10 protein-coding genes are annotated in these 15,045 nt (G+C 70.4%); 4 read left to right on the top strand and 6 right to left on the bottom strand.

Going from position 1 to position 15,045, the window contains the following annotated elements:
• Positions 1–13: 13 nt before the first annotated feature.
• On the bottom strand, positions 14–1,210 hold the full coding sequence (locus tag HUA74_RS13950; RefSeq protein ID WP_174454939.1) for a carbohydrate-binding family 9-like protein: 1,197 nt from the start codon (positions 1,208–1,210) through the stop codon (positions 14–16).
• A 163-nt stretch (positions 1,211–1,373) separates the two neighbouring features.
• Between HUA74_RS13950 and HUA74_RS13945 the strand changes: the two genes are divergently transcribed.
• The 4 genes from HUA74_RS13945 (at position 1,374) to HUA74_RS13930 (ending at position 4,476) form a co-directional block, all read left to right on the top strand.
• Positions 1,374–1,988 (top strand): LppP/LprE family lipoprotein, encoded by a 615-nt coding sequence (locus tag HUA74_RS13945; RefSeq protein WP_141646306.1) that lies wholly within the window; start codon positions 1,374–1,376, stop codon positions 1,986–1,988.
• A gap of 15 nt (positions 1,989–2,003) precedes the next feature.
• Positions 2,004–2,717, top strand: a complete 714-nt coding sequence (locus HUA74_RS13940; protein ID WP_141646305.1) for a hypothetical protein — start codon at positions 2,004–2,006, stop codon at positions 2,715–2,717.
• 64 nt (positions 2,718–2,781) lie between these two features.
• Positions 2,782–3,519, top strand: a complete 738-nt coding sequence (locus HUA74_RS13935) for a YqjF family protein (protein WP_174454938.1) — start codon at positions 2,782–2,784, stop codon at positions 3,517–3,519.
• 81 nt (positions 3,520–3,600) lie between these two features.
• Entirely contained in the window at positions 3,601–4,476 is an 876-nt protein-coding gene (locus tag HUA74_RS13930) for an FHA domain-containing protein (protein ID WP_174454937.1), read from the top strand.
• On the opposite strand, the gene HUA74_RS13925 is transcribed toward HUA74_RS13930, so the two are convergent.
• The 5 genes from HUA74_RS13925 to HUA74_RS13905 all read right to left on the bottom strand — a co-directional run bounded on the left by HUA74_RS13925 (position 4,477) and on the right by HUA74_RS13905 (position 14,911).
• A complete protein-coding gene (locus HUA74_RS13925) occupies positions 4,477–4,908 on the bottom strand; it encodes a PH domain-containing protein (protein WP_141646302.1) in 432 nt (143 codons plus the stop codon). It abuts the gene before it with no gap.
• A 63-nt stretch (positions 4,909–4,971) separates the two neighbouring features.
• Positions 4,972–6,579 (bottom strand): tetratricopeptide repeat protein, encoded by a 1,608-nt coding sequence (locus tag HUA74_RS13920; protein WP_174454936.1) that lies wholly within the window; start codon positions 6,577–6,579, stop codon positions 4,972–4,974.
• Positions 6,580–6,689: 110 nt separating this feature from the next.
• A complete protein-coding gene (locus HUA74_RS13915) occupies positions 6,690–8,000 on the bottom strand; it encodes an adenylosuccinate synthase (protein WP_141646300.1) in 1,311 nt (436 codons plus the stop codon).
• Positions 8,001–8,012: 12 nt separating this feature from the next.
• On the bottom strand, positions 8,013–11,675 hold the full coding sequence (locus HUA74_RS13910) for a UvrD-helicase domain-containing protein (RefSeq protein ID WP_174454935.1): 3,663 nt from the start codon (positions 11,673–11,675) through the stop codon (positions 8,013–8,015).
• Positions 11,672–14,911, bottom strand: coding sequence for a PD-(D/E)XK nuclease family protein (locus HUA74_RS13905; protein ID WP_174454934.1), 3,240 nt, complete (start codon positions 14,909–14,911; stop codon positions 11,672–11,674). The genes HUA74_RS13910 and HUA74_RS13905 overlap by 4 nt, the downstream gene beginning before the upstream one ends.
• Positions 14,912–15,045 lie beyond the last annotated feature (134 nt).

Here is a 15,045-nt window from a genome sequence, read left to right as displayed (position 1 = left end):
GGCACGGGCGTCTTCACTGGAAGGTCAGCCACGCGAAGCGCGGCAGTGCATGGAAGTCACCGACGAAGAGGGGCGAGAAGGCCTGCCCCTCCACGGTGCGGCGGCCATGGTGCTCCAGGCGGTAGAGATTGAAGCGCCAGCGCGCTCCCGGCTGGGGAGGCACCTGGGGGACCTCGGCGAGCTTCGCGAAGGGAATCCGCATCTCCACGGACCAGCCCTCGTCCTTGTCGGAGGCGTCGTCCAGCGTGCCCCGGACCTTCACCGCCGTCGTCATCCCCGAGTCCCAGGACAGGTCCATTCCCTGCCGACGCGCGGGGAAGTACGCATCGAAGTTGACGTTGTGCGGTGACACCTGCAGCTCGTTGTACGTGCGCCCGTCCGCGTTGGCGTCGAGGAAGATTTCCACCACCTCCTGCTCGTAGATGGGGTCGTCGCGCTTGCGCAGCGTGCCCCAGACGTCGGGGTCCTCGCTGTCGAAGGCCACATAGAGGTACGCGTTGTCGTAGGCGAGACGCGCCTCGGTGCGCAGTCGCACCGCGCGCCCGTCGAAGCTGCCCCTCAACACCACGGGCGCGGCCTCCTTCCAGACCGCGTCGTCGAGCACACCGTCGATGGTGGGCGCGGTGCCCGCCCTGCGGACGACATACTCGGGCAGCTCCGGAGCCGCGCCGCCGAGCTGGGGACCAAGCATTCGGTGTGCCCCGTCGTGAGAGGCGGCGTCATCCACAGGCAGCCGCTCGTCGCCGCGCCAGAAGCCCAGCATCGCCCGAGAGGGCACGGGCGGCATCGGCACGGAGTGGATGTCCTCGACGACCTTGCCCACCGGCCATGAGGCCAGCGGCGCCGCGCCGTCCTGAATCTCGTGGTCCGCGTTGACGAGCATTCCGCCGGTCGCCGCGTCCACCACGTGGACGAAGAAGCCGTACCCCTGCGGAGGCGGACGCACCGCCTGGAAGTAGTGCGCCAGCCGGACCTGCTCGCCCGGGGCGGCATGAGCAGGCGTCACCTTCGAGCCCAGGTACACCACCGAGCCCCCCGCGAACGTGGCGCCGCTTCGGTACGTCAGGTCCGAGGGCGCGGTGTCCAGGACGCGGGCCTTCGCGGGCTCGGGCAGACGGGACGTGCGCGGCTTGGGGCCCGCCTGTTCATCGCGGCACGCGGCCACGAGGCACGAGAGGGTCAGGAGAAGGACGGTGGAAGGGGTGCGCATCGGCGGCGGGCATCCTAGCGACTTCACGGTGGGGAGTGGGCCCGTTCGCCACGAGGGGAAGCCCTGGCGGCCCTGCGCGCACCTGCCCGGCCGTGCCCCCTGCGTCCCATTCGCGGGGCGCAGGCTCCATCTTCAAGCCGGCACCTTCCGGGAGGTTTCGCTCATGTCGCGTAGTCGGTTGCTCGCACCCACGGCCCTGCTCTGCGCGGTGTTGACATCCCTCTTCGCGATGGCGGCTTCCGACGACTCCGTATCCACGGGCTCCACCTGGCTGGACGCGAAGCCCCTGCCCACCTGGAACACGTCGGGCGCTCGCCTGCCCAAGGCGCTCCCGGGCGATGGCCAGTCCCTTCGCACCGGACGCTGCGCACGGTTCGCGCGCAAGCCCACCACCGCGTCGGACCGGGCCTTGGTGAAGGCGGGGTGGACGCTGCTGGGCCCGCTCCAGGTCTTCGACACGACGGAGGTCATCACCGCCGCCGCGGAAGGCGACGGCATGTGCCGCGCCATGGGCTTCCAGGTGTTCGTCTTCGTCGACGGCCGCTTCGCGGGCACCCTGGCACCGGAGCCGATGACGGACCGCTTCGACGGAGCCATGGGTGAGGTCCGCCTCTACAGCCCCAGGAACCTGACGGCTACCGTGCGTCGCTACGCCGCGGACGACCCGCTCTGCTGTCCATCGCGACAGGGCTCCGTGCAGTACGAGCTCCAGCCAGGCCCCAAGGGGCCCGTGGTGACGGCGACCCAGGCCACGACGAGTCCCACCCCACCGCAGTGACGAAGGGCCCACGACATGGACACGCCCGCGACGGTTCCGCCCGAACTCAAGAAGGAGATCGCCGACGCGCTCCTCCACCTCCGTCCCGCGCATGAGCGGCGCCGTGAGTACGTGCTGGAGCTCCTGGCCACCGTGCTGCTGGCCCTCGCCACCGTCGGGTCCGCATGGACCGCCTACCAGTCGACCCGGTGGAGCGGAGACCAATCCTTCCAGTACAGCAAGGCGAACGCGCTGCGCGCCGAGTCGGTGCGCGCCTCCACGACGATGGCGCTGCTGGTTGAAATCGACACCAGCCTCTTCGAGAGCTGGGCGGACGCGTGGACCGACGGCGACTCGCAAAGGCTCGACTTCTACGAGCGCCGCTTCCGGGAGGAATTCAGACCCGCCTTCGAAGCCTGGCGCGCGGAGGCAACCCGCCCGGGCGAGGCTCCAGAGGGAACGCCCTTCACCCGACCCGAGTACCACCCCGCCACGCTCGACAAGAGTCGGGAGCTGGCCGCAGAAGCCGAGAAGGCCTTCGAACAGGCGCGACAGTCCAACCAGAACGGCGACAACTTCACCTTCTGCGTCGTCCTCTTCGCCTCCGTCCTCTTCTTCGCGGGCGTGTCGACGAAGCTGCTCCACCCCTCGCTGAAGATCGCCCTCCTCGCGCTGGCAGGGGTGATGATGGTGGTGGCGACCCTCTACATGTTCTCGCTGCCACAAAACATCGGCTTCCGAATCCAGTAAGCCGGCGTGCCGGGAAGGATGCGCCGGCCAGGACGTCGCGGCTTCGCGCGCATTACGAAGGGGCATGCGCCCCTTTCTCACGGCCACGTGGCGGTACCTCGTGATGCTCAACTACGAGGTGGACCCGAAGGTGCTCGCGCCGCTCGTGCCGCGGGGCACGGAGCTGGACACGTGGCAGGGGAAGACCTTCGTCAGCATGGTGGGCTTCCGCTTCCTGGACACCCGCGTGCGCGGACTCGCGGTGCCCTTCCACCGGGAATTCGACGAGGTGAACCTGCGCTACTACGTGCGCCATCGCGGCCCCGAAGGCTGGCGGCGCGGCGTGGCCTTCGTGCGGGAGCTGGTCCCTCGCTGGGCCATCGCCACCGTGGCGCGCGTCGTCTACAACGAGCCCTATCTCGCGCTGCCCATGCGGCACATCGTGGAGATGGAGGGCGCCGAGCAGGGCGCTCCGGGCCGGCTGGAATACGCGTGGAAGCACGAGGGCCGCTGGCAGCGCCTGGCGGCGAGCACTCGCGGCCGCCCTGTCGCCAGCGCCCCCGACTCGCAGGAAGAGTTCATCACCGAGCACTACTGGGGTTACACGCCCCAGCGCGATGGCGGCTGCGCCGAGTACCGCGTGGAGCACCCGCGGTGGTCCGTGTGGCAGGCGGACGACGTGGCCTTCGACTGTGACGTCTCGCGGCTGTATGGCGACCGCTTCACGTCCGTCCTGAGCGGGACTCCCACGTCGGCGTTCGTCGCGGATGGCTCGGGCGTGGCGGTGTATCCGGGCGAGCGTCTCGCCGTGGGGATGGACTGACGCCGTCCCGGACGCTCACGCCCGGTAAGCGCGCGATTCCCCGAGCGGCGTGCCGGTCCGCGCGTTGCTCCACGTCGGGCCATGCGCTTCGAGTTCCAACACCTGGGCACCACCACGCCCTTCGAACTGCCCGAAGGACACCACCTGCTGGGCGGCGGTCCCGACGACCACATCCGCCTGGAGTCCCTCCCGCCCAAGCTGTTGACCCTGCGCATCGAAGGGTCCCAGCTCATGGTGGAGGCGACGCGGACCTTCAACGTCAACGGCGTGCTCGTGCCACCCGGTGTGTCCCGACTGGTCCTCCCGGGTGAAGTGCTGGGACTGCCCGACACGATGCTCCTGAGCGTGCTGCCGGAAGCCCCCATGGAGCGCGGCCTGGGCACGGTCGCCGTGCTCAAGGGATTGCTCACGGGCCTGGACGCACCCGCCCCGTCCCGAGCCGCCACCCTCACCTGTCTGACGGGGCTGGACGTGGGCCGCACCCACGCGCTCGCGGAGGCACGCACCAGGCTGGGTCGCGGCCAGGAGGCGACGCTGCGCCTTCGAGACCGCGCCGTCTCGCGCAGCCACGCCTGCATCCTCCACGACGAGGACGAGGGCACCTTCACCCTGGAGGACCTGGGCAGTCCCAACGGTGTCTTCGTCAATGGTCAGCGGGTGAGAGAACAGGTGCCCCTGTCCGATGGCGACGTCCTGGAGCTGGGCCGGACGCTGCTGCGATTCCAGGCCCCGCTGGAGGAACTCGCACCTGATTCCGTCGCCAGTGAGCCCCCTTCACGGCCCCCGGAAGGAATCGTCGAGGTTCCGACACCCGACGGCGAGGGGGCCGAGGCAAAGGGGCCCTCGGAGGCTCGGCCCACCGTGCGCCGCGCTCACGCGGAATGGTGGCTCATTGGATTGGGCGGAGCGGCGGCGCTGGCGGGGTTGCTCGTCACCTATGTGCTGGCGACGGGATAGTCAGCCCGGCAGAGGCCCCAACCCGGCACGTTCGACGAGAATCCGGGCGAGCGTCTGGTGGTGCCGGAAGAAGCTCGTGAAGTGTACGAATCCCCACTGTCCACGAATCGCGTAGACGGTGACGGGCCCCGGCAGGACGTCCACGTTGCGGATATCCGCGAAGGAGAACCGCCGGGTTCGCACCATGCCCCGGTAGGTGATGCCCCGGGCATCCACGACGATGAGCGTTCGCGCGTAGTACGTGAGCGAGACGCCGAAGAAGAGGATGAAGAAGCCCGCCGAGAGGAAGGTCTTCAGCGGGACCCCTTCGAACTTGAAGAGGTAGAGAAGCACCGCCACCCAGAGCAGGCCAGCCACCGCCATCGAGGCCGCCAGCCCCCGGCGGGGGCGGAAAACCTGCCGTTCGTCCATCTCCGCGTCGCGCACGGCCATGCATCCAAATTAGTGCCTGGGACTGACAGGATCCACCTGCCCCGGCGCCCGCCTGCCAGCCGGTCAACGCAGCTTCGTGGCCTTCTGTCGAGATTCCTCCTGGAGCTGAGGTCGGACATCCGCGGCGGACGAAGCGGCGTAGCGCTCGTAGAGGCCACGGGCCTCGGCGTTGCGACCGAGGGCGCGGTAGGACTCAGCCAACCCGTAAAGGGGGGAGGCCACCTGGGGCTCCAACTCCAACGCGAACTGGTAGTCCGCCGCGGCCTCCGCGTAGCGACGCAGGCCGATGTTCGCGCTGCCGCGCGCGGTGTAGGCGACCGCCAGCATGGGCTCGAGCTGGATGGCCTGGGTCAGATGCGTCAGCGCGGTGGCGAAGTCCCGCGCACCGATGCGCTGCACGCCCTGCTCATAGGCTCGCCGGGCCTGGGTGCGCGTCGTGTCAGCGACAGGTCCGGAGCCAGGTGCCTGCCCCGCGGCCTGGGGTGAAGCGCCCGCCTGGGCCAGCTTCGCGCGAGCCCGGGTGATGTTGTCCTGCGCGCTCTGACGGATGGCGGCGTCCTGCGTGAGCCGCGTCGCCGTCTCCCACTTCTCCACCGCCTGCCCGTAGTAGCCGAGCACCGCCAACGCATTGCCCAGCTTGAAGAGGGCCTCCACATGGCTGGCATCCGCGTGCGACGCGTCCAGGAACGCGAAGGCCGCCTCACGGTAGCGGCGCTCCTTCATCAGCGCATCGCCATCACGAATGCGCGAGGCCGCGAGCGCCGGGTTCGACGGCCGCTCCTGGGAGCCCTCCGTGGCCGCGCGGGTCGACGGGAAGGGCAGCGGATCCTGGCCCGCGTTCCCCGTGGGCGAGGCGGACTCAGCCTGGGCAAGACCCGCCACCGGGCTCGCGCTCCCCGCCGGAGCGACAGTCCCAGCCTGGGCAGCGGTCCCCTTCTGCCCGCTGCTCCCCTCCGGGGAGGCACTTCCCGCCACGGGCGTGGCGCTCGGGGTGCTCCCCTTCTCACGCACGCCGCCCGCGGGCTCCGCGCTCCCCACGGGAGGGACGGCCTCGCTCGCGGGAACAACGGATGAAGGCGGCGGCGCGGCGGCGACACGCGGGCCCGTGCGCTCGGCCGTCGCGGGCAGGGGCACTCCGCCCAGGGCCTTCAGGTGCCCTCGCGCCTTCTGCACCCAGATCTGCTCCGAGGGCCGCCGCTCAAGGGCGATGTAGCCCTGATACGCGGCAATCGCCTGGGCCTTGTCACCGAGCTGACGGTGGCTCTCCGCCAGTCCGTAGTAGCCGTCCGCGTCGTCGGGCTCGAGCTGGACGTAGCGCGCATACGCTCGCGCGGCGGTGGAGGCATCCCCGGCCTTGCGCGCGGCATAGCCCAGGTTGAAGAACGCCATCTTGTGCTGGGGGTCCGCTTCCGTGGCCTCGATGAAGCGCGCCATGGCGTCCTTCAACTGGCCCTGGCGGAACAGGACACTGCCCAGGCCATTGAGCGCCGGGGCGTATCCAGGCGTGGCGGCCAGCGCCTCGCGATAGGCGATGGTGGCCTCATCCAGACGACCACCGGAGAGCGCTGACTCACCGCGAGCGAAGGCAGCCCGGGCGGGCTCGGAAGGCTCCGCGGCGCCGAGCAGCAACACCGCGGTCAGGGCGATGACGGACCTGCTCACGAAAACCATGACGTCCCCCAGGGGGTGGCTCCCGACTGCCGTAGCAGAAACCGGGGACGGCGTCACGGCGCTCCCGCACCCTCGGTGGGAAGTTTCCTCCGAGGGTGCGCTTCCCCGCCTCAGCTGCGGAAGGGGTTCTGCAGCAAAACCGTCTCGCCACGGTCAGCGCCCACGGAGACGCACACCACGGGGACGCCGCTGATCTCCTCCACGCGACGGACGTAGCGCTTCGCGTTCTCCGGCAGCTCGTCGAAGCTGCGCACGCCGGCGAGCTTCTCGTCCCAACCGGGCAGCGTCTCGTAGATGGGCTTGACGCGCGCCAGGTCCTCGTAGTCCCCGGGCAGCTCGGTGACCTTCTGGCCATCCAGGTCGTACGCGTTGCAGAGCTGGAGCGACTTGAGCCCGCTGAGCACGTCGAGCTTGGTGAGCGCGATGCCCCACAGGCCGTTGACGCGCACCGCGTAGCGCAGCACCACGCCATCCAACCAGCCGCAGCGGCGGGGGCGACCCGTCGTCGCGCCGAACTCATCACCGACCTTGCGCAGCTGATCGCCAATCGCGTCGTTCAGCTCCGTGGGGAACGGACCGCCGCCCACGCGCGTGGTGTAGGCCTTGCTGATGCCCATCACCTTGTCGATGGCCGTGGGCCCCAGGCCCGAGCCCACCGCCGCGTTGCCGGCCACGCAGTTCGACGACGTGACGAAGGGATAGGTGCCGTGGTCCACGTCGAGCAGCGTGCCCTGCGCGCCCTCGAAGAGGATGCGCGCGCCCTTGCGCACCTGCTCCGCGAGGAACAACGAGGCGTCGTGCACGTAGGGCTTGAGTCGCTCGCCCAGCGCGGAGAACTCGGCCAGGACCTGCGGCACCTCCAGCTGCGGCACCGGAACGCCCGCCTTCGCGCACAGTTCCTTGAGCTCCTCGAGCGCCTGCGGCAGCCGCTCCTCGATGCGCTTGCGCAGCCGGTCCGAATTGAGCAGGTCACGCATGCGGATGCCCCGGCGCGCGACCTTGTCCTCGTAGGACGGGCCGATACCGCGACCGGTGGTCCCAATGGCGCTGCCACCGCGGGCCTTCTCGCGGAAGCTGTCCAGCAGCTTGTGCCACGGGAAGATGACGTGGGCATTGTCGGAGATGAGGAGCTGCGAGTCCTCCTTGAGGAAACCGCGCGCCTTGAGCGCATCGATTTCACCCACGAGCACCGCGGGGTCCACCACCACTCCGTTGCCAATGACACACGTCTTGCCCGGGTGGAGGATGCCCGAGGGAATCAGGTGAAGGACGGTCTTCTGGCCACCCACCACGAGCGTATGGCCCGCGTTATTGCCGCCCTGGAAGCGGACGACCAACTGGGCATGCTCGGTAAGCAGGTCGACGACCTTGCCCTTACCCTCATCTCCCCACTGCGCTCCGATGACGACGACGTTCGGCATGGTGCCCGCCGCTTAGCACGCGGAAGGGGCCGGGTGACAGTGTTCCGAGAAGCCACAATGCAGGGCCTGGCAGGTCGCCACCTCTCGTCCCGCCCAGGCACCTCGGACCTCTCCTCGGGCCAGCGCCCGCGCGCCGTCGGCGAGCCGCCTGGCCGCTTCCTCTTGACCCACCCCGTCCATGCTCCACTCGGGCTCGGGCCGGGCCTCGCCCAGGAAGACCACGCCCACACGGACGGGGACTCCAGGCCGCACCATCCGTCGAGCCGCCAACGCCAGCGCCGCCAGCTCGTGTGTATACGCGGCGGCCCCCAGGGGATGTCGTCCACCCGACTTGTAGGCGACCACCACCGCCTCACCGCGAGGTGATTCCCACAGGACATCCACCTCGCCCTCCAGGGAGACGCCGTCCTCCAGGGACAGCGAGAAGGCCAGGCTCCGGTGCACCATGCGCGAGGGAGACTCCGCCACCGAGCGAGCGAAGTCCGTGACGAGGAAGCGCTCCACGGTCGACAGGACATCCTCCATGCCCTCGTCGTCCGGAAGCGAGCCTGCCTCGCGCAACAATGACTCCAGATGCGCTCGGCGCTCCGTCACGTCCACGTCACGCGCCGAGGCGAGTCGCAGGTCCGCTCTCCGCAACAACTCACGCACCAGCTCCGCTGGACTCTTCGCGGGCAGCCACCCCTCCGGGTCGACCAGCAGCGGCGCGTCCCGGACAGGGGCTTCCCAGGGCCAGGGCGCCGCGCGCAACCCCAGCCGGTGCACGTAGTGGAAGCGCCGAGGACAGGCGAGGAAGTCCTGCACCGCGCTCACGGGAGCGGAGACTCCACCGGGTGATTCGCCCATCTCCACCAGCCCGCCGCGCACGCGCAGCAGCGCGGCCTCCACTCGAGCCCCCGCGCGCGCGAGCGACTCCGGTCCCGGTGGCTCCGGGTCCGCGGGCGGTGGCAGTTCGTCCACGTCCACGTCGTCGACGAACTCGCGCGTGGTGACGTCTTCCAACCGCGCATCGATGAGATGCCACCACGAGTCCTTGCCCGCGCGAGGCTCCTCCCCTCCAGAGAGGACCAACAAGTCCCTCGCGCGCGTGAGGGCCACGTAGAGCAGGCGGCGGTACTCGGCGTCCTCGCGCGCCTTGAGTTCCTGTCGCACCGCCTCGAAGCGATTGGAGGTGTAGCCCTCCAACGAGTCCGGCACCCACGGCCGCAGGGCGATGCCATGAGAGCGCTCGAAGTGCGCGCGCCCGGAGGTGCTCCGACGCCGGCCGCCCATGCCCGGCACCACGACGACAGGCCACTCCAGGCCCTTGGCGCGGTGGATGGTGAGCAACTGCACCGCGCGTGGGTCACCCGCGTCCAGCAGGTCCGCCTGCGCCTCGGTGGGGTCGGACTCGGCCAGCATGCGCAGCTCTCGCGCGAAGGCCACACAGCCCCCCGTGCCACGCTCGTCACGCCGCGACGCCAGCGACAGCAGCTTCTCCACGTTGGCGCTCGCCTGCTCCGCGTAGGGCGAGCCCGCCAACGCCTCGCGATACCCCGTCATGTCCAGCGCCGCGAGCAGCAGCTCCCTCACACCCAGGCGGTCCCTCTCCTGGCGCAACGCGGGCAGCGCGGCGAGGAAGTCCACCAGGCGCACCCGCTCGCGCTCGGGCAGCGACTCCAGCACCGTGGGGTCCGACAAGCGCGGCGACGCCAGCGACAACGGCTGCTCCCCCGCGAGTTGGAACAGGGACGCATCCGACAGCCCCACGAGCGGTGAGCGCAGCACGGCCGCGAACGCGAGCGCGTCCTCCGAGTCCGCCAACAGCGCCAGCAACGAGGCCAGGTCCAACACCTCCTGCGCGCCGTAGAAGCCGCGTCCGCGCAACACCCGGTGCGGCACACCGTGACGGATGAGCGCCTGTCGATAGACCTCCAGATGCGTGAAGGTCCGGAACAGCATGGCCACGTCCCCACCGCGCGCGGGCCGGGCCCCTTCGCCATCCTCGCGCGCCACGGTGGGGGCCGCGCCCGGCGCGAGCATGATGCGCAGCCGTCGCGCCACGCAGTCCGCATCCAGCCAGCGCAAGTCGCCCGCGGTCTCCTGCTCCTCCAGGTGGAGCCGCTCCACGGCGGCCGTCTCGGAGAGCGAGGCACGCACCGGAGACAGGTCGTCCTCCTCCGGGACGTAGATGACCTCGAACGGACGCGGCGCCTGCGAATCCGCCGCCACCAGCACGCCGGCGAAGGCGTGATTGAAGAAGGACAACAGCCCCGGCACCGAGCGGCGGTTGTGCTGCAGGAAGCCGCGCGTGCCCCCCTCGTCTTCAATCTTCTTGGCGAGCACGGTGAACACGGAGACATCCGCGCCACGGAACTCGTAGATGGACTGCTTGCGGTCTCCCACCGCGCAGAGGAACGCGGGCTCCAGGGGCAGCGCGGTGGCCAGGTCCACGTCCGGCGCCAGCTCGCGCGGGCCTTCCTCGCGCCGCTCCGAGAGCAACAACACCAACTCCAACTGGAGACGGTTGGTGTCCTGGAACTCGTCCACCAGCAGCGAGCCCACGCGCTCCTGCACCTGTCGGCGGAACTCGGGGTAGTCCCTGAGCAGGTCCCTCGCCTTCACCAGCAACGACGTGAAGTCGAAGACGTTGCGACGGGAGAACTCCGCGTCGTGCCGGGTCTCCACGCGGCCCAGCAGCTCACGGAACGTGGCCTCGAAGGGCGCCGTGCGCCACGCGGCCCAGGAATCCTCCAGCCTGCGCACCGAGCCGTCGCTCTTGCCGAACGTCCGCCAGTACAGCTCACGCACCGGCGCCGCGGCGCCCTTGCTGAGCCTCGCGAAGTTGCGCCCATCCGCCGCGAAGCTGGCGCGCAACCACGGGTAGCGGTCTCCCTGATGGAAGTTCTCCGCCGTCATCCCGTTCAGCGCCTTCTCCAGGGCGCCCACCAGCCGGCTCCACTCGCCCTTCGCATCCAGCGCGCGCGCTTCACCGCACAGCCGCAGGCTCTGCGTCAGGGCTTCATCCAGGTCCTCGCGAGCCTCCGCCACGTCTCCCACGGCGGCCGACGCGGCCTTCAACCCCTCCTCGCGCAGCTTGCCGTAGACCGACACCAGCGCGGCCACCAGTCCGTCGGAGAAGCCCGAGCCGGAGAAGCCCAGCTCCTGGCACAGCTCGCGCACCTGCGCGTCCCCGCCCTCCAGCGACTCCAACACCACGCGCTCGGCCACGTCCTGCACGAGGCTGGAGGCCTCCAGTTCGTCGAGCACCTCGAAGCTCGGGTCGATGCCCACCGCAGGAGGAGCCCGTCGCAACAACTGGCCACAGAGCGAGTGGAAGGTTCCCACCGTGGCCGAGCCCAGCTCCTCGCGCATCTGCCGCCACGCATCGGGCAACGGGAAGGGCCGGCCCAGCCGTTCGAGCGACTCGCGCAGCTCCACTTCCTGGTCCAGGCGAGCATCCCCCTGGGCCAGCCCATCCAGACGCTGGCGCACGCGGGAGCGCATCTCCGCCGCGGCCTTGTCCGTGAAGGTCAACATGCACAGCCGCGCGGGACGAATCGCCGCGCCTGCCTCGCGCGCACCGGCCAGCAGGTGCAGCGTCATCGTCACCAGGCTGTACGTCTTGCCCGCGCCAGCGCCCGCCATCAACGCGAGGTTGCGCTCCAGCGCGAGCAGGGAGGGAGCCACGCTCATCCGCCCTCCTCCGTCATCCGGCGCTCGGTGATGCGGCACACGGCGCGGAAGCCACACATGCCGCAGTCCTGGGGCCGCGCGGCGAACTGTCCCTCTCGCAGCGTCTTCACGAGTGACTCCACCGCGTTGGGCAGGTTGCGTCCACCCTCCTTCGCGGCGACTCTCGCCCGCACCTCCGGGTCCGTGGACAGCAGCTCATCCAGCTCCTGCGCGGGGACGACGTCGGACAGATGGATGGTGGCGCCGGTGCGCAGCGAGAACCACGCGGCCTGACTCGCCGTCGCGTGCCCACTCTCCCGCGCCGCGAAGAGGTACAGCGGCAACTGGAAGTCCGACGTGAGCAGCCGCTTCTTCAGCTCGTTCTTGTCCAGCTTCCCGGACTTGTAGTCGATGACGCCCACCTCCGAGCCCGCCACGTCGAGCCGGTCGATCTTCCCCTCGAAGACGATGGCGTCCCCTTCGATGGGAAGGACGACGTGGCGCCAACGGTCGTCCGTGGCCGCGGGGCCGAACTGGAGTTCGAAGCCCTCTGGCACCAACCGCTCGAACGGAAGCCCGCGCCGCTCATCCACGAGGATGCGACGGGCCATCGCCCGCGCGCGCTCATGCGCCAGCTTCCACAGCGCGGGATGCCCCACGTGATGGAACTTCTCGAAGTGCGCCACCGCCGACTGGAGCGCCGTGTCCAGCACCTCGTCCGGCACGTCCTCCGGCGCCTTGCCCAGGAGCTGGTGCTCCTTGAGCGCCTGGAACACCTCCTCGACGACGCGGTGCCAGAAGGTGCCGCGGCCCCTCGCGTCGAACTCCTCGCCCGGACGGTCCGGCTCGGCCACCTTCAGGCCATACGTGAGGAAGCCCTGGAAGCCACAGTTGCCGAAGCGCGCGAGCGCGGAAGCGGACAGCGGCCGAGTGAGGTCGAAGCGGAACGCCTCACGCAAGGACGCGCGCTGCGTGTTCCCGTCCACCGAGCCCGTGAAGGGCCCCGGCTTCTTGTTCGGGTCACCGAAGAAGAACAGCCGCTCCACTTCCACCAGGGACAGCTCGCGGGCGCCCGAGTACCAGGCTTCCTTGTCGAAGTGACGCTTGAGCAGGCTCGCCGCCGCGTCCGGCTCGGTGACGCGCAGCTTCGGCTGCGCCAGGGCTTCCAGCGCCACGCAGCGACGCAGCTCGGACTCCGTCAGCACCTCGTCGAGCGGAGGGATGGGCGGCAGCGAGCGCGGCTGCCACTTCAGCGCGGTGAGCCGGCGCACTTCCTCCAGGAACGAGGACGGCACCTGCTCCTGGCCTCCCGAGCCCTCCATCGCGAAGGACAGGCTCAGCGTCTCCTCCGCCGCCGCGAGCGCGCTGGCGAACAGCAGCCGGTCCTCGGTGAGCCGCCACGGCGCTCGCTCCTCGAACTCGCCTCCCGTCAGCCGGAACACATCCCGTCCCAGGTGCTGGTTGAGCGCGGAGCGCTCCGCGTCCCCGAGCAACGGAGAGGGCGCATCCCTTCCAGGGAAACGTCCCTCGGTGAGCCCCGCGAGGAACAGATGTCGGAACGAGCGCCCGGGAACCTCGGCGGCATCCAGCACCTCCACCGCGGAGCCACGAGGCCCTCGCGCGGGCAGGTGCGCGTCCGCCATCGCATCGCGCAGCCAGCGTCCGAAGGTACGCCGACGCAACACCGGGCCGCCGCCCACCGCCTTCATCGTCCGCAGCAGTCCCTGGACTCGCAGCCGGAGCGCCTCGCGCGCGGCCTCGTCACGGGCTCGCGCATCCAGGGCCCGCGCCGCGAGCCCGCCTTCGTCACGACCCTCCAGCGGCCCTTCCGAGTCCATCAACCCCAGCCGCTCCACCACGTGCCACCACGTGGCCAGCAGCTCCGCGACGGTGCCCTTCTCGGGAATCCGTCGGCAGTAGTCCACCAGCAACTGGCAGCGCTCGCGCAGCAGCCGCACCGCATGGATGCGCGCGCTCCCGTCCTTCTTCTGCGCACCCTGCAACGCCTGGAGTCGACGCGCGAGCCCATCCAGCCGGATGTCATAGGCGCCACGCCCGCGCAGCGCGCCCAGCCGGTCATCACGCACGGCGGCCAGGGCGAAGAAGCTCGCGGGCGCCTCCGGTCCTCCCCGCGACAACGTGGGCGCGTAGCGACTGCCCACCAGCTCCGCCACGCGCTCGGCCGGAAAGCCATCCTCCACCAGGAACGGCAGGTCCAGCGCCAGGCGCACCGGCCCCGCCAGCGCGAGCGGCTCGCCCCAGGGAAGACGCACGGGCACCCCCAGCTCGCCCAGCGATTCAGCAAGCCACCCGGCCTCCGGTCCCAGCTCGCGGTAGGCGATGGCGATGTCCGAAGGAGACGCCCCGTCGGCGATGAGTCGGCGCACGTCCCGGGCGACCAGTCGCGCTTCTTCCCGCGCCGTGGCCGCGCTCCACACACGAGGCTGGAGCTCCACGTCCTTCAGCGCCTCGCGCGGCGCCCGGGGCGAGAAGACGAAGCGCCCCAGGTCGATGAAGGGCCGGGCCTCGAAGGTGACGTCCGCCTTGAAGAGGTCCACGTGCGGCATCGTCTCGCCACGGTTCTCGAACGCGCGGAACAGCGAGGCCAGCGCCGCGTCCGCCACCGGAGAGCCACCCACCGGCGTCTCCACCCGCAGCGTCACGCGCCGCGATTCACACGCGGCCGCCAGCGCCAGCAACAGCTCCAGGCCCGAGGGGCGCACGTCGTAAACGCCATGCAGGACGAGCGTGCCCACGCCATCCCAGCTCGTGGGCCACTCGCCCCGACCGAGCGCCTCGCGCGAGCCCCTCAACACGTCCTCACGGTCAGCGAGGCCCAGCTCCGCCAGCTTCTGCTCGTACAGGTGGTACAGCCGGGCGAGCACCCGCACGTGCTTCTGCCGCTCGGGCGGGAGGACCTCCACCGCGTCCTGCAGCTCGCGCGGCGACAGGCGCCCCGCCTTGAGGTCCAGCACCACGTCCAGCCCCGCGCGCGCGAAGGCCGGCTCCCGGACGTACTCGCCGAAGTGCGTGGGACCCAGCAACGCCCCCAGCGAGGACATCACCGCGCGCGCACCCACCGCCGGGCACGGACGCCGGTTCAGCTCGCGAGCGCCCCCGAGCACGCCCAGCAGCTCATCCCAGGTGAGCAGGTCCGTCCCCATCGCCAGGCCCCGGGCGCTCCGCTCCGCACGCAAGGCGGCCTGACGCCGACTGGCATCGGGGAACACGTGGAGGGTACGGATGGGGCGGGCCATGGATGCGCGGAGTGTAGAACGACCGAGCGGGTCGCTTTCATGCTCCATTCCACGCTCGGCGCCCAGTGTGTTTGCAAGCCCGCCTGCTTGCCCACCTGTTTCACACGATTCACGAGTGAACCGGACCTCCGTGC

This window comes from Myxococcus sp. CA051A, assembly GCF_013336705.1.
In the GTDB taxonomy this organism is placed as follows: domain Bacteria; phylum Myxococcota; class Myxococcia; order Myxococcales; family Myxococcaceae; genus Myxococcus; species Myxococcus llanfairpwllgwyngyllgogerychwyrndrobwllllantysiliogogogochensis.
Note: the sequence above shows the minus strand (reverse complement) of the source record. Positions and strands in the feature narration are given on the sequence as shown.

Excerpts from the sequence above, each read along its gene's own strand:
- HUA74_RS13950 (WP_174454939.1), bottom strand. The coding sequence starts at position 1,210 with ATGCGCACCCCTTCCACCGTCCTTCTCCTGACCCTCTCGTGCCTCGTG.
- HUA74_RS13945 (WP_141646306.1), top strand. The coding sequence starts at position 1,374 with ATGTCGCGTAGTCGGTTGCTCGCACCCACGGCCCTGCTCTGCGCGGTG.
- HUA74_RS13940 (WP_141646305.1), top strand. The coding sequence starts at position 2,004 with ATGGACACGCCCGCGACGGTTCCGCCCGAACTCAAGAAGGAGATCGCC.
- HUA74_RS13935 (WP_174454938.1), top strand. The coding sequence starts at position 2,782 with ATGCGCCCCTTTCTCACGGCCACGTGGCGGTACCTCGTGATGCTCAAC.
- HUA74_RS13930 (WP_174454937.1), top strand. The coding sequence starts at position 3,601 with ATGCGCTTCGAGTTCCAACACCTGGGCACCACCACGCCCTTCGAACTG.
- HUA74_RS13925 (WP_141646302.1), bottom strand. The coding sequence starts at position 4,908 with ATGGCCGTGCGCGACGCGGAGATGGACGAACGGCAGGTTTTCCGCCCC.
- HUA74_RS13920 (WP_174454936.1), bottom strand. The coding sequence starts at position 6,579 with ATGGTTTTCGTGAGCAGGTCCGTCATCGCCCTGACCGCGGTGTTGCTG.
- HUA74_RS13915 (WP_141646300.1), bottom strand. The coding sequence starts at position 8,000 with ATGCCGAACGTCGTCGTCATCGGAGCGCAGTGGGGAGATGAGGGTAAG.
- HUA74_RS13910 (WP_174454935.1), bottom strand. The coding sequence starts at position 11,675 with ATGAGCGTGGCTCCCTCCCTGCTCGCGCTGGAGCGCAACCTCGCGTTG.
- HUA74_RS13905 (WP_174454934.1), bottom strand. The coding sequence starts at position 14,911 with ATGGCCCGCCCCATCCGTACCCTCCACGTGTTCCCCGATGCCAGTCGG.